Source organism: Oerskovia sp. NPDC060338 (assembly GCF_042726295.1).
Lineage (GTDB): Bacteria > Actinomycetota > Actinomycetes > Actinomycetales > Cellulomonadaceae > Oerskovia > Oerskovia merdavium.
Window position 1 is genome coordinate 189021 of sequence record NZ_JBHXCQ010000008.1, and the last position, 22175, is coordinate 211195.

24 protein-coding genes and 1 pseudogene are annotated in these 22175 nt (G+C 71.4%); 7 read left to right on the top strand and 18 right to left on the bottom strand.

The window, feature by feature from the left end:
- Position 1 precedes the first annotated feature (1 nt).
- The 3 genes from pyk (at position 2) to ACFWGN_RS11755 (ending at position 2431) form a co-directional block, all read left to right on the top strand.
- Positions 2 to 1426: a pyruvate kinase gene (gene pyk / locus ACFWGN_RS11745; RefSeq protein ID WP_377616975.1), complete on the top strand. Its 1425-nt coding sequence runs from the start codon at positions 2 to 4 to the stop codon at positions 1424 to 1426.
- A gap of 169 nt (positions 1427 to 1595) precedes the next feature.
- Positions 1596 to 1892 carry a DNA polymerase beta superfamily protein gene (locus tag ACFWGN_RS11750; protein ID WP_377616976.1) on the top strand — a complete coding sequence of 99 codons (297 nt, stop codon included), beginning with the start codon at positions 1596 to 1598 and terminating at the stop codon, positions 1890 to 1892.
- Positions 1853 to 2431 (top strand): DNA polymerase beta superfamily protein, encoded by a 579-nt coding sequence (locus ACFWGN_RS11755; RefSeq protein WP_377616977.1) that lies wholly within the window; start codon positions 1853 to 1855, stop codon positions 2429 to 2431. Before ACFWGN_RS11750 ends, ACFWGN_RS11755 begins: the two co-directional genes overlap by 40 nt.
- A gap of 27 nt (positions 2432 to 2458) precedes the next feature.
- Here ACFWGN_RS11755 and ACFWGN_RS11760 read toward each other — a convergent pair whose 3' ends face one another.
- From ACFWGN_RS11760 to ACFWGN_RS11785, 6 genes are all read right to left on the bottom strand, one after another.
- Positions 2459 to 3088 carry a LysE/ArgO family amino acid transporter gene (locus tag ACFWGN_RS11760; protein ID WP_377616978.1) on the bottom strand — a complete coding sequence of 210 codons (630 nt, stop codon included), beginning with the start codon at positions 3086 to 3088 and terminating at the stop codon, positions 2459 to 2461.
- A gap of 180 nt (positions 3089 to 3268) precedes the next feature.
- Positions 3269 to 3715 carry a lipocalin-like domain-containing protein gene (locus ACFWGN_RS11765; protein ID WP_377616979.1) on the bottom strand — a complete coding sequence of 149 codons (447 nt, stop codon included), beginning with the start codon at positions 3713 to 3715 and terminating at the stop codon, positions 3269 to 3271.
- 72 nt (positions 3716 to 3787) lie between these two features.
- Positions 3788 to 4396, bottom strand: coding sequence for a hypothetical protein (locus tag ACFWGN_RS11770; RefSeq protein ID WP_377616980.1), 609 nt, complete (start codon positions 4394 to 4396; stop codon positions 3788 to 3790).
- On the bottom strand, positions 4393 to 5490 hold the full coding sequence (locus ACFWGN_RS11775) for a hypothetical protein (RefSeq protein WP_377616981.1): 1098 nt from the start codon (positions 5488 to 5490) through the stop codon (positions 4393 to 4395). Before ACFWGN_RS11775 ends, ACFWGN_RS11770 begins: the two co-directional genes overlap by 4 nt.
- On the bottom strand, positions 5487 to 5903 hold the full coding sequence (locus tag ACFWGN_RS11780; RefSeq protein WP_377616982.1) for a hypothetical protein: 417 nt from the start codon (positions 5901 to 5903) through the stop codon (positions 5487 to 5489). The genes ACFWGN_RS11775 and ACFWGN_RS11780 overlap by 4 nt, the downstream gene beginning before the upstream one ends.
- A complete protein-coding gene (locus tag ACFWGN_RS11785; protein ID WP_056646858.1) occupies positions 5900 to 6337 on the bottom strand; it encodes a hypothetical protein in 438 nt (145 codons plus the stop codon). Before ACFWGN_RS11785 ends, ACFWGN_RS11780 begins: the two co-directional genes overlap by 4 nt.
- 717 nt (positions 6338 to 7054) lie before the next feature.
- Between ACFWGN_RS11785 and ACFWGN_RS11790 the strand changes: the two genes are divergently transcribed.
- Together ACFWGN_RS11790 and ACFWGN_RS11795 are read left to right on the top strand one after the other, a co-directional pair.
- Positions 7055 to 7582 (top strand): hypothetical protein, encoded by a 528-nt coding sequence (locus ACFWGN_RS11790; protein WP_377616983.1) that lies wholly within the window; start codon positions 7055 to 7057, stop codon positions 7580 to 7582.
- Positions 7579 to 7857 carry a hypothetical protein gene (locus tag ACFWGN_RS11795; protein ID WP_191805965.1) on the top strand — a complete coding sequence of 93 codons (279 nt, stop codon included), beginning with the start codon at positions 7579 to 7581 and terminating at the stop codon, positions 7855 to 7857. Before ACFWGN_RS11790 ends, ACFWGN_RS11795 begins: the two co-directional genes overlap by 4 nt.
- Positions 7858 to 8140: 283 nt before the next feature.
- Here ACFWGN_RS11795 and ACFWGN_RS11800 read toward each other — a convergent pair whose 3' ends face one another.
- Positions 8141 to 8692, bottom strand: a complete 552-nt coding sequence (locus ACFWGN_RS11800) for a TetR/AcrR family transcriptional regulator (protein ID WP_377616984.1) — start codon at positions 8690 to 8692, stop codon at positions 8141 to 8143.
- A gap of 176 nt (positions 8693 to 8868) precedes the next feature.
- Between ACFWGN_RS11800 and ACFWGN_RS11805 the strand changes: the two genes are divergently transcribed.
- Positions 8869 to 9732, top strand: coding sequence for an alpha/beta fold hydrolase (locus ACFWGN_RS11805; protein WP_377616985.1), 864 nt, complete (start codon positions 8869 to 8871; stop codon positions 9730 to 9732).
- A 39-nt stretch (positions 9733 to 9771) separates the two neighbouring features.
- Here the strand turns inward: ACFWGN_RS11805 and ACFWGN_RS11810 are convergent, their stop codons facing one another.
- From ACFWGN_RS11810 to ACFWGN_RS11825, 4 genes are all read right to left on the bottom strand, one after another.
- A complete protein-coding gene (locus tag ACFWGN_RS11810) occupies positions 9772 to 10377 on the bottom strand; it encodes a hypothetical protein (RefSeq protein WP_377616986.1) in 606 nt (201 codons plus the stop codon).
- Positions 10378 to 10894: 517 nt separating this feature from the next.
- Entirely contained in the window at positions 10895 to 11707 is an 813-nt protein-coding gene (locus ACFWGN_RS11815; RefSeq protein WP_377616987.1) for a hypothetical protein, read from the bottom strand.
- Positions 11704 to 12828 carry a site-specific integrase gene (locus tag ACFWGN_RS11820; RefSeq protein WP_377616988.1) on the bottom strand — a complete coding sequence of 375 codons (1125 nt, stop codon included), beginning with the start codon at positions 12826 to 12828 and terminating at the stop codon, positions 11704 to 11706. Before ACFWGN_RS11820 ends, ACFWGN_RS11815 begins: the two co-directional genes overlap by 4 nt.
- 107 nt (positions 12829 to 12935) lie before the next feature.
- Entirely contained in the window at positions 12936 to 13538 is a 603-nt protein-coding gene (locus tag ACFWGN_RS11825; protein WP_377616989.1) for a GNAT family N-acetyltransferase, read from the bottom strand.
- 214 nt (positions 13539 to 13752) lie between these two features.
- Here ACFWGN_RS11825 and ACFWGN_RS11830 point away from each other — a divergent pair, with 214 nt between their 5' ends.
- Positions 13753 to 14310, top strand: coding sequence for a hypothetical protein (locus ACFWGN_RS11830; RefSeq protein ID WP_068626637.1), 558 nt, complete (start codon positions 13753 to 13755; stop codon positions 14308 to 14310).
- 74 nt (positions 14311 to 14384) lie between these two features.
- On the opposite strand, the gene ACFWGN_RS11835 is transcribed toward ACFWGN_RS11830, so the two are convergent.
- The 7 genes and pseudogenes from ACFWGN_RS11835 to ACFWGN_RS11865 all read right to left on the bottom strand — a co-directional run.
- Positions 14385 to 14858 (bottom strand): DUF4192 family protein, encoded by a 474-nt coding sequence (locus tag ACFWGN_RS11835; RefSeq protein ID WP_377616990.1) that lies wholly within the window; start codon positions 14856 to 14858, stop codon positions 14385 to 14387.
- A 130-nt stretch (positions 14859 to 14988) separates the two neighbouring features.
- Complete coding sequence (locus ACFWGN_RS11840) at positions 14989 to 15201, bottom strand: hypothetical protein (RefSeq protein WP_377616991.1); 213 nt, start codon at positions 15199 to 15201, stop codon at positions 14989 to 14991.
- 33 nt (positions 15202 to 15234) lie between these two features.
- Positions 15235 to 15516 (bottom strand): hypothetical protein, encoded by a 282-nt coding sequence (locus ACFWGN_RS11845; RefSeq protein ID WP_377616992.1) that lies wholly within the window; start codon positions 15514 to 15516, stop codon positions 15235 to 15237.
- Positions 15516 to 16637: a hypothetical protein gene (locus ACFWGN_RS11850; RefSeq protein ID WP_377616993.1), complete on the bottom strand. Its 1122-nt coding sequence runs from the start codon at positions 16635 to 16637 to the stop codon at positions 15516 to 15518. Before ACFWGN_RS11850 ends, ACFWGN_RS11845 begins: the two co-directional genes overlap by 1 nt.
- A gap of 52 nt (positions 16638 to 16689) precedes the next feature.
- Positions 16690 to 18024: a M15 family metallopeptidase gene (locus tag ACFWGN_RS11855; protein WP_377616994.1), complete on the bottom strand. Its 1335-nt coding sequence runs from the start codon at positions 18022 to 18024 to the stop codon at positions 16690 to 16692.
- A 124-nt stretch (positions 18025 to 18148) separates the two neighbouring features.
- The gene (locus tag ACFWGN_RS11860; RefSeq protein ID WP_377616995.1) at positions 18149 to 20941 is read right to left on the bottom strand and encodes a hypothetical protein; all 2793 of its coding nucleotides are present in this window, start codon (positions 20939 to 20941) and stop codon (positions 18149 to 18151) included.
- Between the two features lie 233 nt (positions 20942 to 21174).
- A pseudogene (locus ACFWGN_RS11865) lies at positions 21175 to 22175 on the bottom strand (hypothetical protein); the annotation flags it as partial.

Consider the following 22175-nt stretch of genomic DNA (forward strand, 5'->3'; position numbering starts at 1 on the left):
AATGCGCAGAGCAAAGATCGTTTGCACCATCGGACCCGCGACCGAGTCGAAGGAACAGCTCCGGGCGCTCGTCGACGCCGGGATGGACGTGGCGCGGATCAACCGCAGCCACGGCAGTGCCGAGGAGCACGAGGCCGTCTACCACGGCGTGCGCGAGGCCGCAGCGGCGTCGGGCCGTTCCGTGGCCGTGCTCGTCGACCTCCAGGGGCCCAAGATCCGCCTGGGTCGCTTCGGCGGCGACGAGAAGCACTGGCTCAACGAGGGCGACATCTTCACCATCACGACCGAGGACGTCGTGGGCACCAAGGAGCTCGTCTCCACGACCCACAAGGGTCTTCCCGGGGACGCGCGCGTCGGCGACCCGATCCTGATCGACGACGGCAAGGTGCTCGTCCGCGTCACCGCGGTCGAGGGCCCCCGGGTCGTCACCCGTGTCGAGGTGGCCGGACCGGTCTCCAACAACAAGGGTCTGAACCTGCCGGGTGTCGCGGTCTCCGTGCCGGCACTGTCCGAGAAGGACCGCGACGACCTGCGCTGGGCACTTCGCCTCGGTGCGGACATCATCGCGCTGTCGTTCGTCCGTTCCGCGGCCGACTTCGACGACGTGAAGTCGATCATGGACGAGGAGGGCCGCTCGGTCCCCGTCATCGCCAAGATCGAGAAGCCGCAGGCCGTCGAGAACCTCGCGGAGATCATCGACGCGTTCGACGGCGTCATGGTCGCCCGTGGTGACCTCGCGGTCGAGCTCCCGCTCGAGCAGGTCCCGCTCGTGCAGAAGCGCATCGTCGAGCTCGCTCGTCGCAACGCCAAGCCGGTCATCGTCGCGACGCAGGTGCTCGAGTCCATGACGAACTCGCCGCGCCCCACGCGCGCCGAGGCGTCGGACTGCGCGAACGCGGTCCTCGACGGGGCCGACGCCGTCATGCTCTCGGGCGAGACGAGCGTGGGCGACTTCCCGATCCTGACGGTCCAGACCATGGCCCGCATCATCGAGGCGACCGAGGAAGCGGGCCGTGAGCGCATGGCACCGCTCGGCTCGACCCCGCACACGCGTGGTGGCGCCATCACGCGTGCCGCAGCCGAGATCGGTGAGGTCCTGGGTGCGAAGTACCTCGCGACCTTCACGCAGTCGGGCGACTCGGCGCGACGCATGTCGCGTCTGCGCTCGTCGATCCCGCTGCTCGCGTTCACGCCGCGCGAGCACGTGCGCAACGTCCTGTCGCTCACGTGGGGCACCCAGTCGTACCAGGTGCCCGAGGTCGCGAACACCGACGCGATGGTCGGTCAGGTCGACACGACCCTCCAGGCCAACGGCCTCGCCGAGGTCGGTGACCTCGTGGTCGTCGTCTCGGGCGCCCCGGTGGGCCAGCCCGGCACGACGAACTCGATCCTCGTGCACCGGATCGGTGACAGCACGGACGTCTGATCCGCGCTGACCGCTCGACGAAGGCCCCGGTGGCCGGCCGCGCTCCTCGCGCGACCGGCCACCGGGGCCTCGTCGTTGGGGTAGGGCTGCCGGCGCCTGGGCGAGGTTCCACCGCGGAAGCCCGAGAATTACCTGGGGACCTGGTCTGCGCAGCGGCTAGCATCCCCGGATGCGCACCCTTCCCTCGTCCCTCGACCCCGCGGTGGTCGCCTCGATCGACGACCGCCTCGAGACCCTCGTGGTGACCGAGCACGTGGCGATCCCGTGGGCGGTCGAGAGCGGGAGCCGGGCGTGGGGCTTCCCCTCGCCGGACAGCGACTACGACTGCCAGTTCGTCTACGTCCGCGCTCCCGAGGACTACCTCGGGCCGTGGCCGCGCCGCGACGTCCTGGAGACCCCGCTCGACGACGTCCTCGACGTCAACGGGTGGGGTGGGACCTCGTCAAGGCGGTGCAGCTCCTGGTGAAGGGGAACGCGACCATCGTCGAGTGGTTGGAGTCGGGGATCGTGTACCGCGGTGACGAGGTCTTCCGGGACGGTCTGCGGGCGCTCGCCTCCGACGTGGTCGACCGTGACGCCCTGGTCCGGCACTACGTGCACCTGGGCCGTGCCCAGCGCGACCGGTGGGCGGGGGGCGAGGTCTCGCTCAAGAAGGTCTTCTACGCGCTGAGGCCTGCCGCGGTGCTGCGCTGGCTGCGTGCCCACCCGGACGTAAGCAGTCCGCCGCTCGACCTGCGCACCCTGCTTGCGCAGGGAGAGACCTCGACGGCCTTGCAGGACGCTGTCGGGGAGCTCGTCGCGCTCAAGGCCGTGACCCGCGAGATGGGGACAGGGGCGGCCGGCGCCGTGATCGGCCGGTTCGTGACGGAGGAGCTCGAGCTCGCGCACGACGGATCGGGCAGCCCCGGGGAGCGGTCTTCCCGGCCCGAGGCGCGCGAGCGCGCCGAGGACTACTTCAGGGCGGCGGTCATGACGTTCGGGCGAGGCACCGTTCTCGCCGGGTGACCACCTCGGGGCACCGTGGTGCCCTTGTCAGGCCCCGAGCGCCAGATGCACCGCGAGCGCGAGGATCACGAGGCCGCCTACGGCGGCGGTGACCCGCTGGCCGGTGTCGTTCGTCAGGGCCCGGCCGAGCACCGCGCCACCACCGGCGACGAGCATCTGCCAGCTCGCGGACGCGACGAACGCCGCGAGCACGAAGACCGCTCGTTCGGCACCCGTCGCGTCAGGGCTCAGGGCGCCACCGGCCACGAGCACCGCGAAGTAGATGACGGTCGCAGGGTTGACCAGGGTGAGGCCGAGCAACGTCGCGTAGGCGCGCACGGGGGTGGTGCCGCTGGTCGCCGGACGGGGCGTGGCGCCGTCGGGCAGGACGCGCTGGAGCGCAGGCCGGAACGTGCGCCACGCGAGGAAGGCGAGGACCGCGACCGAGGCCCAGGTGAGCGGCGTGCGGACGGCAGCGACGAGCGGGGCGACGACCGCCCCCGCGACGACCGCGACCGTCGCGTAGATGCCGTCGGCCGTCGCGGTGCCGAGGCCCGCGGCAGCGCCGACCGCGAACCGGGTGCGCGCGGTGAGCGTCACGAGGTAGACGGCGATCGCGCCCACCGGGATGGCGATCGCATAGCCCGCGACGAGCCCGGCGACCAGCGCGCCCGTCATGGCGCCGGGTGCGGTCGCCGGGGCCGGAGCTCCTGCTGCCTGCCCGCTGGTCGCGTGGTCGCGGCGGGCAGCGGCAGGGCGAGGGGCGTCGTCGGCATGGATCGAGGATCGCGCGCAGGGCGGGGGAGGTCAAGAGGTGCGGGGGCCCGCGAGGGCGGGCGCCCGGCCCGGCCGGGAGGTTCAGGGACGCCGGGCGCGCCGCCAGTGGAGCTCGGGTACGGCCTGCGTCCCGCTGACGAGGAGCGGCGGGGAGGACAGGACGAGCGCGTCGCCGTCGAGGCGGGCGAAGCGCAGCTGGGTGTCGCCGAGCCAGTTGGGGAAGAGCGAGACACGGACGTGGTGGTGGACCGTGCGCGCGGCCTCGTCGACCGAGTACGGACCCGAGTACGCGACGTAGCCGGAGGCCGCGGCCGTCATCTCCTCGGGGGTCCCGCGCTGGACGTCTCCCGAGGCGTAGGGCGCCCGGCCGCGCTGCATGAGGTCGGCCGACATGAAGCCGTCCGCGGTGTACAGGATGTAGCCCTCGGCGTCAGGCCCGAGCGGGTGGGCACGCGAGCCGTCGGGCAGCGCGACGTGGAACGAGACGAGCTCCCAGGCCCCGACGAGCCCTTGCGACAACGTGCCCATGGACGGTTACCCCCTGTGTGGTGCTGGCCGGTCGCTCCGAGCCTAGGGGGAGCGCTCGCCGTGCGCGCGCGGTCAGCCGAGGAGGGCTGCGGCGGCCACGGCCCCCACCAGGGCTCCGAGCACGAGACCCGTCACGACCTCGCGGCGAGAGTGGTCGTGCACCGCGAGGCGGGAGAGCCCGACGACGACGGCAACGGCCAGGAGCCCGGCCGCGAGCCACCACGACAGGGCCGTCGAGACGCCGGCAGCGACCGAGAACACGGCCGTGTGCACCGATGCGCGCACGAACGGCGTGACCAGGGCGATCGCCACGATCCCCGCGAGGTAGGCCGCGAGGAGCCGGGGGAGCAGGGGCGGGGCCCCGACGAGGTGCAGGACGAGGATCGCCGAGACCTCGATGACGACGAGCCCCGCGAAGACCACGAGGCGCTGGGCCCTCGGGCGCACGTGACGGGACTCCAGGACCTGGGCCCGCGCGAGCCCGTGGACGAACAGGTAGGGCAGCCCGCCGCAGAGCAGGACCGCGAGCACGACGTAGGGCGCGCCGCCGAGACCGGGCGACGCGTACAGGGCCGCGGCCAGGACGAGCGCCGCGACCGTGTAGCCCGGCGCGAGGACCTCCGTCACGACGACGGCCCAGCGGGGTGGGGTGGCGACGGAGGCTTCGGTCGGCGGCGTCATCGCAGCTCCTGCTCGGGGCCGAGGACGCCCGCGAGCACTATCGCGCGCTTCTCGCTCGTCTGCTCGCGGAACGCCCTGCCCAGGTGACGCAGGGCGTGGTCGTCCTCGGCCCAGGCGCTCCAGTCCGCGGGGACGTCCGGTCGCTCGTCCATGCCGCGCCGGGTCGCGGCGACGTCGATCTGCAGTGCCCGCAGCACGGGCTCGGGGGCCTCGCCGACCAGCGACCGGACCTGCGCGGCGTCGCGCGGGGCCGAGTACCTGGCCAGGGTCGCGAGCGCGTCCATGATCTCGATGGTCCGGTGGTACTCGGCGACCTCGGGGCGCACTGCCGGAAGGCGGGACTCCGCGACGGCGTCGACCAGGTGGGCGTGCAGGGCGCCCAGGTCGGCCTGTCGTCGTCGCCGGGTCCGCGCGGCCGAGAGCAGGTGGCCCATGATCCCGAGCGTGAGCAGGATGCTCGACGCCGCGATCAGGTACCGCGTCCGGATGCCGAGCACCCGGTACTGCTCGATCGCCCCCGGCTCCTGCAGGACGATGTTGACGGCGCTCAGCAGCGCCCACAGGACGCCCACGAACGCGCCCGCGGCCGCGAGGTCCATGCCCCAGCGGTCGCTGCGAGGACGGTCCTGCCTGTTCCGGACGGTCGAGACGCCGAACGTCGCGGTGGCCCAGAGGAACGCCCCGTAGTACGCGGCCCAGTACAGGGCCATCCAGGGCTTGCCGCCGGTCTGCAGGTCGAAGTCCTGCCGCTCCCACGGGCCGTTGAGCGCGTAGACGAGAACGAGCACGCCGACGACACCGACGATCCCCGTGGCGAGGTACGCCGGACGAGGCCGACGCCCCTGGGTGCCCTGGACCCACGCGGCGATGCACAGGCAGCCGGCGACGAGCAGCGCGTGCTTGGCGAGCTCGTGGGCGCCCGCGGGCGCGTGCTCGAGCAGGAACGACTCGACCTGGGCGATGCGCAGCGCCGAGGCCGCGGCCACGAGCGCGAGCCCCCAGGTCAGGGCGTAGTCCCCGCGGTGCTGCGAGCGGTGGCGCAGGGCCGTCCAGAGCGCGGCCCCGGCGAAGAGCGCGCAGGCGACCAGGGTCACCGGTACCGCTCCATGCCGGCGAGGCGGTGGGCGACGCCGCCCGTGGCCTCGATCGACATCATGAGCTCGCTCGCGATCGACTCGGCGCGGTGCTCGACCGGGTCCTCGTACCGGTTGCGGCGCTGGGGCCCGGGAGCCGGGGCGTCCGGGTCGTCGCACGCGTCGAGGATGTGGACCAGCTCGTGCGCGATGATGTGGTGCCGGTGGCGCTCGGAGAGCGTCGCCTCGGAGTTGACGATGATCTTCTCGCCGTCGGGCATGCTGAGCCACATCCCCGAGATCCCCTCGCCGAGCGGGCCGTCGACGACGTCGATGGGTCGCTCGCGCAGGGCTGCGATGATGCGCCGGGCGTCGTCGATGCTGCGGGCTCGGTCGAGTCCTGCCGCGGTCAGGCGGGTGCGATGGTCGTTCACGACTCGTCGACGGGATCGACGGCCGGGAGCGACTGCATCCGGCGCATCTGGTCCAGGAGCTGGGTCACGGCGCGGACGTTCTCCGCGGACAGCCCCTCGGCGCGCAGCGCGAAGGCCTCGACGCCGTGGTCGTTGAGAGCGAGCCGCAGCTCCTTCTTGGGGTCCTCGCCGGTGTCGAGGAGGTCCTTGGGCTCGACACCGAAGTACGCCGCGAGGCCCTCGATGATGCGCAGCGAGGGCGAGGTGCGGTGCCCGCCGCGGAGCGCGCTGAGGTAGGCCTCCTTGACGGCGTAGCCGTGCTCGGTCATCCAGCTTGCGACCTCGCGGTTGGTCGCGCCGCGTCCGGCACGCTGTCGGGTCGCGAAGAGCTCGTTGAGTCGGTGCTGAAAGGCGCGGCTGAGCCGCTCGCCCGGCGGGTTCTCGTGTGTCGTCACCTCTTGATTGTCCCAGGACCGAGCGGGTGCTGGTGGCATTGCGCAGCGAGAGATTCCTCCGGCCCGACGGCGACGGCTCGCCGCAGGCGGCCGGGCGTCGCACGGTCCTGGGCTGGGGGGACGCACGTGGGGTGCGGACGAGGAGCGGGGACGCGGTCCGTGACGATGTGGTGCAGTTCACATGAGAGCTCTCTCATCTGGCGGCACTTCGACCTCGGCGCCACTTTGCCGTCAGTAGAGTACGGGTGTCGTCGCTCGAGACGGTCGAGGCCTTGGGGGTCGTGCGTCCCGTCCGAGCGCGCCCGCGCGGCGCTTCCGGGGGAGCAGGGGGTCCCCGGAAGACGCCGCTGTCGGTTGAGCGCGAACTCCCGCGGCGGCTGCCTGGCCCGTGTCCAGGCAGCGAACCCTGCCGCCGTCCCCACCAGTGCTGTCGTCGCGCGGCCGTGCGCCCCGCTCTGCTCGACCCGCTCCGTGGGGCGACAGTTTGTGCGCCAGAACCGACAGGTTATGCAAAGCGGCTCGGTGCCCCGTCGAGCGTGGGCTGTGATGAGTTCGTTACCAGTCGCCCTCGGGCGCCACCCACCGTCGTCGGGCGTCGCAGCCCCGCGCGGAGGTGGTCGCGACCCGGGACGTCGTCCACGCCGTGCCCGCACCGAGGGTGAGGGCGAGCGGCCTCGTCCCCGCGACAGCTCGTGGACAGTCGAAGGAGACACGCAGGTGGACAGACCGAACGGCATCAGGGAGACGCGCGTGCTCAGGTCGTGGAACGACTTCTCGGAGAGGCGTCCGGCCGTCGCGCAGTTCGTCGTCTTCTCGCTCCTGAGCACCGGCATGACCGTGCTCCAGCTGGCGCTCTTGCCGCTGATCAAGTGGATCTTCACCATGACACCGCTCGTGGAGCAGTCGTTCCAGGCGTTCGCCGTGAGCACGAACGCCGACGGCTCGACGTTCTACATCTTCGACTACGCGGCGGGGGCGCTGCCGGACGGCGGCGGAGGGCGATGGTCATGGTGCGGCGGCTCCTTCGGTGGGATCTCTGCTCGGTGGTCGGCACCGCCTCGTGCCGATCACCTTCGACGATGCCGCGTCCGGCGGTCGCGCACCTCGGCCGGAGGTCGCGATCCTGTTCGGCCACGTACCGCACGTGCGGTACAGGCGCAGGTCTCGACCGGCGTGGCGCCCCGTGGGAGACTCACGCCATGGTTCGACGCGTTCTCGTCGACCGCACCACGAGGAGCACCATGAGCTTGCCGCATCCCGTTCCGCCGGCGGACGAGCCGGACGACGGCAGCCTCCTGGCGGCCGTGGCAGCATCGCTCGTTCTCGCCACCGGGTGCCTGATCCTCCTGGTGCACAGCTGGATCCTTGCGAGCTGGGCCGTCGTCGCTCTGGTGGTGGCGAGCATCGGCCTGGCCCCGAGAAGTCGTCGTCGAATGGTCGTCCTGACCGTGGCCGGTGGGCCGCTCGTCGTGCTCGTCGGGTGGTGGCTCGTCGCGGTCCTGGCCCCGGTCTTCGACTGAGCCGGCCGCTGCCGGGGGAGGCCCGCCGTCGCGCTCGTCCGGTTCGTTCGAGACGACGGGGCGAGCTGCGCTGCCCAGCGTCGGGAACGCGCCGACGGCGACGTCTGGGCGACGGGCAGGCGGGGGACACGGCCCGCCGTGGAAATACTGTGCCAAGCGGTCGCGGTGAAGTCCCGTCCTTCCTCGGTCGCGCGCATGCCTGGATGCAGTAGAGCCGACGGGCGCCGCGGTCGTGCCGGCACCGATCGGTTCTGGCCGCCCGCAGGGTCCCGTCAGTAGTCGGTCAGTGGCCTACCGGTCGCAGCGCCGTCTCTACCGCAGCGGTGACGGACGAGGTGATGGGCGCGTCGGGATCGACGGTGATCCGGTGAAGGAGCAGGCCGTCGCAGGACGCCATCAGGAGCAGGGTTCCGGCCTCGGCCCTTGGCCCGCCGATCCTCACCAGGAGCTGGCGTACCCAGTCCTCGAAGACTGCGCGCTGGTGCAGCAGAGGGGTGATGGCGTCCTCGTCGAGCGCGTCGAGGAACAGTGCGTATCGGGCGCGGGTGCGCGCCGCCAGTGGTCCGGACTGCACCTCGATCAGCCGAACGAGCATCCGAGAGAGATCCTCTGCCGTCCGGATCTCTTCGGGGGCGCCGCCGTCCTGGCGCTCGCTCTCCGCGATCCACTCGATGACTCCGGCGACCAGGGCGGCGCGGGTGCGGAAGTGATTCGACGTCGACCCCGGCGGGAGCCCGGCTGCCGCATCGACTCGGCCGTGCGTCAGGGCTCGTACGCCGTCGGTGCCGACGAGCCGCACCGCGGCATCAAGGGCCCGTCGCCGCGTCTCGTTCATGATTCCCAGCCTAGAGGACTATGAATCTAGTGGCCGACGATCCACAATGGAACTACGACCATAGTGGGTCGAGGTGGTGGAGGAGGCTCCTCATGGACACGCCGGGTACTCAGGACACGACGGCCGAGGACATCTGGTCTCCACCGCTTCCTGAGGCGGCAGGGTTCGAGCACGCGATGGTCCAGACGACGGGCCTGCGCACGCACGTCGCCTCGATCGGTGCCGGTGACGCGGTCGTGATGCTGCACGGCTTTCCGGAGCACTGGTGGCAGTGGCGCCTCATCGCGCCGACGATCGCTGCGCACGGCTACCGGGTGATCTGCCCGGATCTGCGGGGGTCGGGCTGGACCGAAGCGGCGGATCCGCGCTTCGGGCCGGAGTCGCAGCTCGACGACGTCGTCGCCGTGCTCGATGCTCTCGGGGTCGCCCGGGCGCACTTCGTCTGCCACGACATGGGTGCCATCTCGGGCATGCAGCTCTCCTACCGCAGCCCGGAGCGGGTGCGCACGATGCTGCAGCTCGCCGTCCCTCCGGGGTTCATGGAGTTCACCCCGAAGGTGGTGCCAGCGTTCGCGCACATGCCCGCGCTGCTGATGCATCGCACGGGCCGGTCGCTGCGCTACCTCTTCAGCCCGCGGTACGTGGCCCGGCCGTTGACGGAGGACGCGATCGAGGCGTACCTGCGCGCGCACGAGCGACGTGAGGTCGAGCGAGCGGTCACGGCGCTGTACCGCGGCATGGTCATCCCGGTGTCGATGCGCCTCGTGCGTGGCGTGTACAAGCGGATGCGGCTGCAGCCGCCGACCCTGACCGCCTTCGGCCGTCGAGACGGACCGTTCGCCGAGCCGACCGTCCGGCGCATCTGCCGGGACCACGAACGGCGCGCCGACAGGTTCGAGCTCGCCTTCATCGATGACGCAGCCCACTTCGTCACGGACGATGCGCCAGACGCAGTCGTCGCGCTCGCGCTGGACTGGTTCGAGCGGGGCGCGTCGGAGCCCGCCAGCGTGGAGGGCCCGCGCTTCACGAACGGAAACTGAGACCGCGCCTGGCCGGTCGACGCACCATGGTGGCGCCGATCAGCGCGCGTGGCGTTCGATCTGCTGCCTGAGGTTGCGCGCGATCTCGCTGTCGTCGGTGATCGATCGGGACGGGAAGGAAACCTCGACGCCCGGGTGAGCCCTCGGGGTCTGGCGCCGCAAGGACAGGTCCCAGCTGGTCGCTGCCGAGCTGGTCGTGCGGATCGTCGTCGCAGCGCGGATCTGCGCCGGCCACAGCTGCACGAGGTACTGCTCGTGCGGTTCGACGTCGACGCCATCGCGGTTGTGCCCCCGGCCGCGGGCAAGGATCCGTAGCCGTGACGGGCCGACGAGGGATGGCAGGTCCACAGTGTTCTCGTCCATGGGGCCCGAGAGCGTCAGGTCGGCGGCTTCCAGGCTGACCTCGACGCAGTCCTCCCAGTGCGGCTCAGGGGCGTCCGGGACGCAGTCGTGAGCCTCCACGTCAACGGTGACGACCCCGCAGTTGATGCCGGTCAAGATCGCCACGCCAGTGGGCGCACACAGCGCCAGGCCCCCGACATGATGGCGGTACTCCGACCCGTCGAACGTGCCAGGTTCCGACAGCTCGAATCGTGAGAAGTCCACGCGGACCTGATGCCCGTCGACCAGCGTCCCTGCTGCCACCTGATTCCTCACTCACCCTGCTCGAACGTCACTGCCCGGTAGGTCACGGTTGTTCGAGAGCACGCTACCGTCCTGGGAAACGGGCTCGCCGGGCTCGCGCGCAGCCCGTCGGGGGGGTGGCGCGGGACTCGGTGGCGGTCTCAGGTGCCTGGCTCTGTGTGCTCATGCCCACCGCCTGTGCGGCGATGTGTCGTACAGCACCTGGCCGTTTCGGGGTGCATCTGGATGGCTACTTGAAACGGTAGTCACATCGGTTGTCACATTTGGCCCCTCTGAGAGGGGGCAAACGGAGTGTTTCCGCAGGTCAGGTGCCTGACGTAGAGGTGCCCCGGGTGGGATTCGAACTCCCACCCGATTGGGTACGCACACGGTCGTTCTCGGCCGAGAATCGGCGATTTTCCGCCGCTTCTGGGAGGTCTCATCTCGCAATCGTGCACGTGGATACATCCAGACTCAACTCTGTACCCACATCGCTACCCACATCGTCGCCCACATCGACATGCGTCGCGCCAAGCCTTCAGCGCGTTTCGGGAGTGCTGGACAGAACCTCCATGAGCGCGACCGCCTCGTCAAGCCTGGCGAGCAGCTCGTCGAGCTCGCGCCCCACCTGCTCGCGGTCGAACGGGACCAGGGGCCGGGTGCGCGCGGCCAGTGCGTCCAAGGACATCCGGGCGGCGCACACGCGGGCCACCGTGCGAGCCGAGATCGGGACCTGGCCCGGCAGTCCGTGACGGTCCAGGGCGACCAGGAGCGGGGCGCCCGGCTCGACGGCGGGCACCGGTCCCTGGCACACGTGCCCCTCGCCGGCGTGACGCACCACGTGCTGCGCCCCACCCCGCGAACCGTGCGGGACGAGCTCGCGGTGGACGACCAGCCAGCGCGCGAGCACGCACCGGGGGCACACGTCCTGCCCGGACGTCAGGAGCACCCCGGCCACCTCCCACGCAACCGAGGTCGTGCGCGCCGAGGCGACCTGGCGGGCGGTCAGCCCGAGCATCTGGTGCGCCATCACGATCACCGCATCACGGCGGTCCCGGATCGAACCGGGTGAGCAGCGCGCGATGGCCTCGGCCGGGTCCAGCCACCCGGACCCCGCCCGCGAGGGGCCCGGCAGCGGGACGTCGTGGGTCGCAGGTAGTGGTGGGACCAGCCCGGCACGCTCGTGCTCCGCGCGGATCGCGCGCACCCGGCCCAGCGTCGTGCTCGGCGCGGAGGGGACCTGGGTGAGGAAGGCCGAGATGTCCGCGGGCCGGGCCGGGAGCGGACGGCGCCCGGTCGCGGTGCACCAGTCCACGAACAGCGCCCAAGCTCCGGGGTCGGCCCGAGTCACAGCCCGAGCCTGGTCACGGCGTTGCCGGCCAGGGGGTCGTTGTCGCGTGAGTACACCGCGACGGTCGCCGGGTTCGTGTGCTGGGTCTGGCGCATGACCTCCAGCGAGGACGCGCCTGCACGGACCGCCTGCGTCACGAAGCCCGCCCGCATCGAGTGGCCCCCGAACCGGGAGGCGTCCAGCCCCGCGGCCATGGTCCGACGCTTGACCACCAGGTTCACGCCGTGCCCGCCCATGGCGTCCGGCTGCACCCGGCCCGACCGGTGCACGACGGGGAACAGGGGCCGGTCGCCGTCGAGCGAGTGCGCCTCGAACTCCGGTGCGCGGCACACATGCCCCGCCTCGCCCGCGACCTCGAACACCGCGGCCATGACTTGCGCGCGGTCCTGCCCGGCGCCGAGCACGTGAACCCAGCGGGCGAACGCGCACGGAGCGCACGTGATGGGCCGCTGGCCGTACGGCAGCGCCTTGACCGCACCGCGGCTCTCCTGGTCCGTCTTGGACCGGCGGACCTTGACGTGCAGCCCGTCGTCGCGGTGGCGCGTGACGTCAGCAACCCGCAGCCGGGACAGCTCCTCGCGTCGGAACGCCCCGACGAAGCCGAAGAGCAGCAGGCACGCGTCGCGGGCGGCGTGGACCCCGCCCGGGTAGGTGCCCTCGCGCGCCACCTGGAGCACGTGGGCCAGGTCGTCACGCATCAGGGGTGCCACGCGCCGGGTCGGGCGGGCCGCACCCGACAGACGCCGGACCCCGGCCAGGACGACCTTCACCTGCGGGTGGGCACCGGGGGCAGCCATGCCCTCGCGAGCGTGCACGGCGTTGATCGAGGAGATCCAGCGGCTGATCGTGGCGGGGGAGTACGTCGGGCGCCCGTCGACGTCGACGAGCTTGGCGTGCGAGGCGATGTACTCCACCAGCACGGCCGGACCGACCGGCAGCGGGTCCACGCCCTGGTCCTGGCACCAGCGGGTGAAGCGCGCCCAGTCCGCGGTGTACGCGGCCCACGTGCTCGGCGCCAAGGCCCCCTGGGCGTAGACGATCGCCTCGGGGCTCACGGCCATCGTCTCGACCGGCCGGTGCGCGCTGGGGTGGGCGATCAGTGCGCCGTCCTGGGGGTCCACACCTCGAATCTAGCCACCGCCTCCCACCCGGCATGAATCGCGCCTCGGCGGCCGACACCAGGCTCGACGCGCCGTTTCGGAGCGAACCGGGACAAGGTGCCCGGCGGCTACGACTCGTACTGCGCGCGCATCAGGCGCACTCCCTGCGACTCGGGGACCTGCTTCACGAAGTAGTGCAGGTGCGGCTCGGCGTTCAGGGCGACCACGTTGGGCTCCCGGCCGGGCACCGGCACCGGCCCCTGGGAGGCGATCACCCCGCCGAGGCCAGTCAGGGAGTAGCCGCACTTGCGCCAGAAGTCGGCGGAGGCCTCGTAGGACTGGCCGTACAGCGAGACGACCCCCACGTCGCGGGCCCGCTTCTCGACGGACGCCACCAAGCTCGCCCCGAGCCCCTGGTGTGCGTAGGGCTCGGCGACGGCCAGCGCGTTGATGCACCACCACGGCTCCTCGACGCCGTGGTCCGTCGCCATCGCCGGGTCGACCCACACGAACCCGACCAGCTCCTCGCGGCCGTCGTCGAGCACCGCGTGCAAGACCAGGAAGAGCTGGTCGCGAGGGAAGTTGCCCTGGCCGAAGCGTTGGGAGGTGAGGTGCCACGCCGGATCGTGCAGGTGGGTCATCTCCGGAAGCCGGTCGCGAGCGAGCGCCGCGATCTCCGGTACGTCGTGACGGCAGGCAGGGGACAGTCGCAGGGCCGGTTCGTCGTCCATGGCGCTCAACGTAGCGGACCCGTGGGCTCCGCGGCCCCCGAGATCGCCCGACCGGCACGAGATGGGGCTGCCCGGATTCTGGGTCGCATAACCTACATTGTCGGAGCCTTGCTGCTGCCCCCCTGACACCAGGTCCGAAAACGCGATGGCCCGCGCGCACCGGGCAACCGGCCAGGTCAGCGCCCCACCGGGCGGTCCCCGTCAACACACGGGTATGGACTACACCGAGGCCGACCACCCGCGCACCAGCGACGGCAAGTTCGCGACCAAGCCCGTCGACGAGGCGCCCGGGGGACTGAACTCCCTCGGCGGGTCGAACGTGGGGCGGTACGCGACGTTCGAGCTCTCGCCCGAGGACCGCGCCGGACGTGACATCGAGGACCTCGTGGAGGCCGTCGAGCTCGCCGCACCCGGTCAGGAGTGGAAGGCCCAGGCCCGCGAGCAGGTGCGCGCGCTGGCGCCCGACGTCGAGGAGCAGGCGTTCGGCGAGCACTGGGGCAAGGTCGAGCAGGCCTACGAGCTCGCGCGGCGCTTCGAGGACGACCCGGACCTGGCCAGCCAGGAGGAGGCCGTCGCGAACTCCCTGGTCGAGATCGAGGACTACTTCGGGGTCAACGCCGGCGACCGGCCCGGGGAAGGCGACTACGGCGGGTACGACTACTCGGCGATGAACGACGACCTGGCCCAGGCGTGGCGCGAGGAACTGCGCGGGGCCGCGCGGGCCCTGGCGGTGGCGCAACGCGAGACGACGCGGACCACGACCGGTGCGTGAAGCCCGGCGGTGATCCGCGTCGTGGTGGCTGGCGTCGTGGGCGGTCGCAGCAGAGGCGGCGCCCGCGGGCTGGGTCAGTCGATCTCGGGCTGGCCCATCATCGTCTCGCGAGTCGGGGCGTAGAACTCCTCGCGCAGGATCATGGCCGCACCGATGCGGGTGGTGGCGTCCTGCGGCAGAGGCTTGATGTCCGAGACGTCGGCCTCGGCGTCGAACCAGCCGTCGGCGGTGACCACGAGCACGGCCCGCAGGTTGTCCAGGCGCAGGCGCAGCATCTGGGCAGCCTGCTCCGCCCGAGCGGTGTCGTCGAGGTAGATCACGGCCAGGACTCCGTCAGCCTGCTCGGTCTCGGTCGCGGCCCAGCCCGCCAGGGACACCAGGTCCACGGTCGGGGGCAGGTCGATGCGGCGGATCGTGCCCGAGCTCGTGCGACCGCTCTCGTCGCTGGTCAGCGACATCACGACCATCGAGTGGTCGGGGGCGAACCCGAGCTGGTACGGGATCAGGGTCAGCACTTCGCGGGGGTCGATGACTGAGGTAGTGGTCACGATCGGAGCCTTCCGTCACGGCCGACCTCGGCCAGCCCGAGGTCGTTGCGCCCGGCTCGTGGGGCGGGTCGCGAGGAAAGTCCCCGACGGGTTCAGTGCGGCCCCGGACGACCGGGCGCTCGCACAAGGGTCAGGCGGCGGTCGGCGGCTCGGGGGCGGGCTCGTGCCCGGCGAGGGTCAGCGACTTGGGGCACGGCCAGTGCACGGTGCTCCCGGCACGTGCCGAGCAGGTGGGGCAGATCCCGAACAGGTCCGCGGTGTGCGTCAGCGCCGAGTCGACGTCCGGGTCGTACATCGACGGGACGGACCGCAGGGTCGCTCGCTTGCGCGTGGTTCGGGCCATGCCTGCACCTATGCGCGCAGGCGCCCGAGAGCGTCAGGGAGCCCGCGAGGCTCCGTCGGTCGGCTCGTTGGGCCTCTGGCGGGCCAGGAGCGTCGCCTTGGCCCTGCGCAGGCTCGACACGCTCATGCCGGCGAAGCGGTTCGGCTCGCGCCCGATGCGCTCGATCTCGGTGTCGGCGAACCGGAGCCCGTCGTCGAGGCAGTCCTCGCAGATGCTCCGGTCGTACCAGCGGCCGGGACGTTTGTAGCTTCCGCCGCCGAACTTGGCCACGCGGACCAGGTGCTCGGTCCGCTTCTTGCACTCGGCGCAGCGCATCAGGCTCGGACCCCGACCTGCTCTTCGAGCCAGGTTGCGGCTTGCTCGGCCAGGTCGACGAGCGCGAGCATCGCCGCCTTGTCCTTGATGCAGGCCGAGTACGAGCCGCGCCCCTTCTCCTGCTCCAGGATGATCTGGGTGGTGTTCTGGTCCATGTCGGTCCCGAGGGCGAACCGCACCCAGCGCGAGAGGTTGGCGGTCATGTACGCCTCGTCGGAGACCTCCGTGCTGACGTCGTCGTCGTAGTCGCGGCGACCGCCGTCGAGGGCCAGGTGCTCGGCCGCGACGCGGGCAGCGTCCGCGTAGGCGCGAGCCTCGCGGGGGTCGATGAAGGCGCCCAGGTTCCCCATCCCGTTGGAGGTGGGGGAGGACGAGCCGTACAGGACGGCGACCGGGGCGCGGCCGTACGTCGTGCGCTCACCCTTGCCCAGGCGCAGCATGATGTGCCGGTGCCCGGAGGAGCCGTGCACCACGGCGGGGCCGACGGTGATGCGCTCGGAGACGGGGGACAGCTCGGGGTTCTGGGGGTCCATCGGCTCGATCATGACGCGCGCCTGGTCGTCGGGTGCGTGCACCTCGACGCGCAGCCCGTACCGGTCGAGCAACGCGATCACGGACCCGGGTTCGACGCCCAGAGCGCCGGGACCTGCGACCTCGACCGCGTAGACGCCCAGTTCGTCGGGCGGCAGGGAGCCGATGTTGGACGGGACGAGGATCTGGTCGCCGGGGCGGACCTCGCTCCACGCCTTGGTCACCGCGCGCCCGTCCAGCTCGCGGGTCTTCTCAGCGACCCGCTCAGCCTGGGCGGCGGACGCCTGGGCGCGAGCCTCAGCGTCGCGCTCGACGAGGGAGGCGCCCTGCGGGTCGTAGTCCTCGACGCGGACGGTCTCCCCGTCGTGATCGGTGACGGCCTCGATCTCCTCGACGTCGTCGAAGCACTCGGGGCAGCCGGGGGACTCGACGCGAGCGGCGAAGATGTTGTCGGTCGGGCAGCGGCGCTCGTCGGACCGCTCACCGCAGCGCGAGCACTCGTACACGACGACCGGCTCGACGATCTTCTCGTCCTGCGGGCACCAGTGTGCGGTGAAGGTCTCGATCGGTGCGCTCGCCGTGGTCGTCATGACCTCAGAGTGGGGCGCTGCTCCAGGTAAGTCCCAGGGCGAACGGGCGACCTCAGCCCACGAACTCCCAGTGCCACGGCTCGGGCAGGGACCCGCCGGGCTCGGCCCACGCCGGGTGGACGAACCCGAACCGGGCGGCGTTCGCCTTCATCCACCGGTACTCGGGGGACGAGAAGGAGTTGATGCCGCCGCCGAGATCCACGGCCAGGCCCCAGCCGTGGTTCGAGGTGCCGGGGGTCGCCGCCCACTTGCCGCGGCTGGCCTTGGTCGAGACCTGCTCGGAGAAGGAGCGGTACCCGCCGGAGATCGTCAGGTTGCGCCCGAACGCGCCGACGAACGCTGCGTTGAGCGAGTCCAGGCTCTGGCTGGCGGCGCAGGCCATCTGCGAGCTCGGCGCCCAGCTGATCGGGCACAGCTGGCTCGGGCTCAGGCGACCGTTGGCGCCCGAGATGGTGGGGAGGGCGGTCGTGGCCGACGTGGTGGCGGACGCGCCCTTCCTGGCCTTGGCCTCGGCCTCGCGCTGGGCCTGGAGCCGTTCGGCTTCGACGCGTGCCGCCTCGACCCGGGCCGCTTCCTCCTCGGCCAGGCGTTGCAGCTCGACCTCGGCGCCCAGCCGTTCGGTCTCGGCGAGCTCGATGGAGGCGACGACGGCGGTCGCGTCCTCGATCGGCAGCTCGTCCACGGCCACCGAGGCGACCACGACCTGCTCGGCGACCTGCACCAGGCGTTCCTGGTCGTGCAGGGGCCCAGGGTCGGCCGGGATCACCTGCACGGGGGTCACGACCTCTACGGCGTCCACGATCGCTGCCTGGGAGGCTGGGGCCAGCGGGACGGGGGTGTCTGCGGCGGCGGAGGCCTGCATGACGGAGGACTCGACGGCGGCGACACGTGCCGCCAGGTCTGAGCGCACCTCCTGCTCGGTCCGCAGGACCTGCCCGCGCACCGCCACCGACTGCGCAGCGTCCACGACCCGGTCCTGCTCATCGAGCCAGACCTGCTCGTCGCGGTCAGCCTGCCCCTGGGCGGCATCCTCCCCGAGCACCAGGGTCGCCGCGAGCGGCGTGGGGTTCAGGGAGTCCTCGCACCCGGCCAACGCGGCCACGGAGCCGCCGCCGATCAACGTGGTGACCATGACCAGGCTCACCCCGAACGCCGCACCGCGGCGCGCAGGGATCGAGCGGCGGGCACGGTGGGACGGACTGCGCCCCGACGCCGACCTGCGCACCTGCGGGCGGCGCCGGTCCGCGGTCTGCGCCTGGGCCTGACGTGCCTTGGCCTCTGCCCGGGTGGTGGGGGCAGGGACGGTCTCGGCCTGAGCTGCTTGTGGCGTGCTCAGGTCGACCGCCGCGTCAGCGGGCATGGTGAACTCTCGTGCCTTCGGGCTCATGCACTCACCTATGCGCTGAACGCGCGCCCGGGTACGCAAAGAACCGGGGTGCCAGGCCATCTCGGCCCAGCACCCCGGTTCTTGGTCAGGCGCCCCAGTCCTGCGGGCACCTACCTGATGAGGCTCACGCCTCCAGGTCGCTGCCAGCAGCAGCCGTCGCGCGGCGACGCTTGGACGCGACGGCCAGTGCGATGCCGCCAGCGGTCAGCGCCAGGGCCAGGGCCGCGACGATACCCGCCTGGGTACCGGTCTCGGCCAGGTCCTTCGCGCCGGTCGTGTTCGCGGCCTGGTTGCCGCCGCCGTCGACGACGTTCGTCGTCTCGTTCGGCAGACCGCACTCGCCCTCGTGCAGGACCTCACCGGACTCGTCGTACAGGGTCTCGACCCAGTAGACCTTGCCGACCGAGTCGACCTTGGTCGTGCCCGACTTGTAGTCGCCCTCACCGGTGACCGGGATCTCCGCGGAGGTGAAGACCGGCTCGCCGGTGCAGACCGGGGTCGCGCCCGACTCCTGGGGGCCGTAGGCGCGGAAGACGAGCTCGGCACCCTCGGGGACGTCGCCGGTGACCTTGGCGGTGTCCTCGAAGTTCTCGCCGACCTTGACCTCGGGGGTGGCCTGCGTGACGACCTTGACCTCTTCAGGAGTCTTGGGGACCTCCGGCGTCACGGGCGTACCCGGGACGAAGAAGCGCTCCATCTCGTCGTTGAACGGCGAGCTGAACGCCTGCACGCGGGCGTCTCCCTCGAACTCGTAGACGAAGACGTAGTAGCCAGGCTCGGTCGGGATGACCTCGTTGCCCTCGCCCCACCCGATGCGGAACGTGCCGTCGACGGCGTCGATGACCTGCTCGGTCAGGACCGGGGCGCCGGCAGGCACCTCAGCCGAGTCGAAGACCGACTCGTCCGCGAACGGACCGTAGACCTTCACCGTGGCGGTGTCGACGTCGGCGATCCAGCCGCCCTCACCCTCGAACTCGGTGTGGGTTGCGGGGAAGCCGTCGATGTCGACGGTGTCGAAGGCGCGCCCACCGATGTGGACGTTGTACTCACGCGAGAGCGAGGAGTGCTCCAGGGTGTGCAGGGCTGAGGTGGTCTCCAGCTCGGTCATGAACATGTCCGAGACGGACTCCTTGAGGAAGTCCTTGTCCTCGGGGTCCTGAGCGTCCTTGTCGATCGTCCAGACCCAGGTGTAGAAGCCCTCGGCGAATGCCTGGTGCTCGGCCTGGGTGTGCTTGGTGCCGGGCTCGGTGAACGACAGGCGCTCCGTCGCGACGACGGGTGCGCCGGCGGGGGTCTCACCGGGAGCGGTCGGGACGTCGAACGGACCGTACAGGGTGCCGTCCGCGTGGAACTCGACGGGGTCGCCGAGCTCGTTCTTCAGCCAGACCTGGCCCTCGGGGAGCGTGACGGTCAAGGAGTCGCCGAGGCCACCCCACGGGTCGATCTCGGCAGCGGGGTCAGCCGCAGCGGCGAGCATCGGGGTTCCCGTGGCGACGTCCGGCAGGACGAACTGGTTGTCGCGCTCGGATGCGAGCTCGACCTCCATCTGGCCCACGATGACCTCACCCTCGGTGAAGAACCCGTCGGTGATGAAGTCCGCGCCGCCCGGCTGGTTGCCGGGACGCAGGAACTGCTGGTCGGCAGTCGTCTGGTTCGCGCGGGTGTAGGTCCAGACCCAGGTGTAGTAGCCCGAGTCGTCGGCGTTGATGTCCTCGCCGACGGTCTGGGTGCCAGCACCGTCGAACGTCAGGGTGCGCGTCGCAACGACGGGAGCCCCGGCAGGGACCTCGTCCGAGGCTTCCTGCGGCTCGGTGAACGGGCCGTAGAGCGTGCCCTCGACGGTGACGTCGACCGGGTCGGTCTTCGCGCTGTCGTGGGTGATCCACGGGTCCGGCGCCTGTGCGCCGACGGTCACGGTGTCCGTGAGCGCGGTGCCTCGGGGCGTGAACTTGTTCGGGACCAGGCTGGAGATGGTCGGCGTGAAGTCGTAGATGACCGAGAAGGTCTTCTCCGGGCTGACGATGGAGAACGGGTCGTGGGGACCGAGGAACGCCACGTCCTGACGTCCAGCGCCGGCCGCGGCCAGGAGCACCGTCTTGGGGAGCGAGCCCGTGGAGCGCTGCTGCCACCGGACGTCACCGTTGCCGGTGGAGACCCACTGGAGGGACTGCGGGCCGTCGGTGCTCTTGCCGGTCCAGACGTTGGTCTCGCCCGCGTCGGGGAAGCCGTTGCCGTTGGTGTCGAAGACGGCCGGGCCGGTCATCGTGACCGTCAGGTCCAGGCCGGGGATGTAGGTGTTGCCGGACGCTCCGCGCACGCCGACGTTGTTGACGGCGCCCACGCGGCGGTCGTCCGTCGAGGTGCTGGCGTCCGTCATCGTGTACGGGCCACCGAACTTGGTCGCGGAGTCCACGAGCTCGGCCGCACGGTCCTTGATGTTCTGCGGGGTGTTCGCCTCGATCTGCGCCTTGGCGTTCGCGGCACCGCCGTAGTACGCCCCGTCACGCTCGAACGTCGTGTGCGTGAGGTAGCTGATCGCGGCCTGCGTGACCTGGTCGGCGGAGCCCGAGTAGTTGGCGTAGATGAACGCCATCGTCGGGTTCTCGACGCTCTCGGTGGCATCGATCGTGCCCGCGCCACCGGCACCAGGCTGGTTGTACTCCGTCACCTGGATGCAGTAGACGGCCGTGCCGGCGGGGGTGCCCTCCGGAGCCCAGGCCTGACCGAGGACGGCCTGGTTGCTCGTGTAGGGAAGGTCGATGTGGATGCCTCCACCAGGGCCAGCAGCAGCCGTGGGGACCAGGCCCGCGATCAGGCCGGTACCGAGCAGGGTGCTTGCCGTCACACCGGCGAGGATCTTCGTCCCGCGGCGGCGCTTCTCGGGGCCGCCACGCGGCCTTGCGGTCCTCTCAGACATGGATTCCTTCTTCCTGGGTCCGGGGCGCGACCTTCGTGCCGTTGCACGAGCGGAAGCCGCGAGGTCCCTACCCATCCCCTATGCGGAGAAAACCTGGCAGCTCTCGGCCGGAGAGCGGGTGAACCTGTGAGCGGGCGGTGGACGCAACGACGAAGCCGGGGGCTCCCCGTGAAGGACGCCCCCGGCTTCGCGCGACCAGACCCGGTCAGGGCCTGGTCAGGTAGCAGCCGCGATCACTGCTGGAGTCGGCCGGCCCGACGCCGGGCACCGGCGACCAGGGTGGCGCCGAGCGCCACGACCAGGAGGGCGAGCCCAGCGATCAGGCCAGCGTTCGCACCGGTGTGCGCGAGGTCCACGACACCGGCAGGAGCGGTGGGCTGGGCGACAGGCTTGTCGCCCTCCACGATCGGCGTCTCGATCTTCGGCTGCTCGATCTCGGGCTGGTCGACCTCCGGAACCTCAGGGACGACGGGCACCTCAGGCTGCTCCGGCACCTCGGGCACCTCGGGAACCTCAGGGACCTCCGGCACCTCCGGCACGACAGGTGCGTCGGTCGCGACGACCGTCTCGGACGCCGCGCCGCACTCGTCGACGGCCACGATCTTGCCGTCAGCGTCGTGCACCGTCGCGAACCAGACGTACGTCCCGGCCTCGGTGATCGTCGTGGACTGCGAGACGTAGTCCCCGGCCCCGTCGAGCACGACCTCGTCCGACTCGAAGATCGCGTTGTCGGCCGTGCAGACGGTCTCGCCCTCACCCTGCTTGTGCAGCGTGAAGACCACGAACGCGCCCTCGGGGACGTCGCCGGTGACGGTGGCGGTGTCGTAGACGTCGGCGGGGACCTCGACCTCGTTGGCCGATGCCTGCGTGGTGACCTCGACCGGGATCAGGACGATGGGTGCCTCGGTGGCGACGACGGTCTCGGAAGCGGAGCCGTACTCGTCCTCGGCCACGACGTTGCCGTCCTGGTCGCGGACGATCGCGTGCCAGACGTAGGTCCCGGCCTCGGTGAGCTCGAACTCGTTCGAGTCGAAGGTGCCAGCCTGCGTGATGGGGCGGGCGGTGTCGTCGAAGACGATCTCGTCCTGCTCGATCTGCGGGGTCTGTCCGGCGACCTTGTGCAGGTCGAACTCGATGGTCGCGCCCTCGGGGACGTCGCCGGTGACGGTGGCGGTGTCGTAGACGTCGGCGGGGACCTCGACCTCGTTGGCCGATGCCTGCGTGGTGACCTCGA

What these genes read in the sequence shown, in the direction of transcription:
- ACFWGN_RS11805 (WP_377616985.1), top strand. Translation starts at nt 8,869, where the DNA reads ATGGTCCAGACGACGGGCCTGCGCACGCACGTCGCCTCGATCGGTGCC.
- ACFWGN_RS11845 (WP_377616992.1), bottom strand. Translation starts at nt 15,516, where the DNA reads ATGCGCTGCGCCGAGTGCAAGAAGCGGACCGAGCACCTGGTCCGCGTG.
- ACFWGN_RS11825 (WP_377616989.1), bottom strand. Translation starts at nt 13,538, where the DNA reads ATGGACGACGAACCGGCCCTGCGACTGTCCCCTGCCTGCCGTCACGAC.
- ACFWGN_RS11800 (WP_377616984.1), bottom strand. Translation starts at nt 8,692, where the DNA reads ATGAACGAGACGCGGCGACGGGCCCTTGATGCCGCGGTGCGGCTCGTC.
- ACFWGN_RS11860 (WP_377616995.1), bottom strand. Translation starts at nt 20,941, where the DNA reads ATGTCTGAGAGGACCGCAAGGCCGCGTGGCGGCCCCGAGAAGCGCCGC.
- ACFWGN_RS11855 (WP_377616994.1), bottom strand. Translation starts at nt 18,024, where the DNA reads ATGAGCCCGAAGGCACGAGAGTTCACCATGCCCGCTGACGCGGCGGTC.
- ACFWGN_RS11750 (WP_377616976.1), top strand. Translation starts at nt 1,596, where the DNA reads ATGCGCACCCTTCCCTCGTCCCTCGACCCCGCGGTGGTCGCCTCGATC.
- ACFWGN_RS11840 (WP_377616991.1), bottom strand. Translation starts at nt 15,201, where the DNA reads ATGGCCCGAACCACGCGCAAGCGAGCGACCCTGCGGTCCGTCCCGTCG.
- ACFWGN_RS11850 (WP_377616993.1), bottom strand. Translation starts at nt 16,637, where the DNA reads ATGACGACCACGGCGAGCGCACCGATCGAGACCTTCACCGCACACTGG.
- ACFWGN_RS11770 (WP_377616980.1), bottom strand. Translation starts at nt 4,396, where the DNA reads ATGACGCCGCCGACCGAAGCCTCCGTCGCCACCCCACCCCGCTGGGCC.
- ACFWGN_RS11765 (WP_377616979.1), bottom strand. Translation starts at nt 3,715, where the DNA reads ATGGGCACGTTGTCGCAAGGGCTCGTCGGGGCCTGGGAGCTCGTCTCG.
- ACFWGN_RS11760 (WP_377616978.1), bottom strand. Translation starts at nt 3,088, where the DNA reads ATGACGGGCGCGCTGGTCGCCGGGCTCGTCGCGGGCTATGCGATCGCC.
- ACFWGN_RS11795 (WP_191805965.1), top strand. Translation starts at nt 7,579, where the DNA reads ATGAGCTTGCCGCATCCCGTTCCGCCGGCGGACGAGCCGGACGACGGC.
- ACFWGN_RS11830 (WP_068626637.1), top strand. Translation starts at nt 13,753, where the DNA reads ATGGACTACACCGAGGCCGACCACCCGCGCACCAGCGACGGCAAGTTC.
- pyk (WP_377616975.1), top strand. Translation starts at nt 2, where the DNA reads ATGCGCAGAGCAAAGATCGTTTGCACCATCGGACCCGCGACCGAGTCG.